At 69.4% G+C, this 248-nt stretch carries 1 pseudogene; it reads left to right on the top strand.

Annotation, left to right across the window (positions count from 1 at the left end):
• Positions 1-248: pseudogene (locus tag AMS65_RS19895) on the top strand (ABC transporter ATP-binding protein); the annotation flags it as partial.

Raw genomic sequence — 248 nt, 5'->3', positions numbered from 1 at the left:
TCTTTCGGCCCTCCCGAGGTCAGCTCGTCGTTATCGTCGCACTCGTGCTGGTGTCGGCGGCACTCGCGATCCTGCCCCCGCTGTTGACGCAGCGCGTCTTCGACGACGGGCTGTTCCCGCTCGACGGCGGCGGGCCGCACCTCACGATCCTCGCCTGGCTCGTCGCCGCGATGATCGCCGTGTTCATCGTCTCCTCCGGCCTCGGCATCGTGCAGACCCTCTTCACCGCGCGCGTCGGCAACCGCGTG

The organism is Leucobacter celer subsp. astrifaciens (assembly GCF_001273835.1).
GTDB classification, from domain to species: domain Bacteria; phylum Actinomycetota; class Actinomycetes; order Actinomycetales; family Microbacteriaceae; genus Leucobacter; species Leucobacter celer.
The sequence above is the reverse complement of the archived record's forward strand: the minus strand, read 5'-3'. Positions and strand labels throughout refer to the sequence as shown.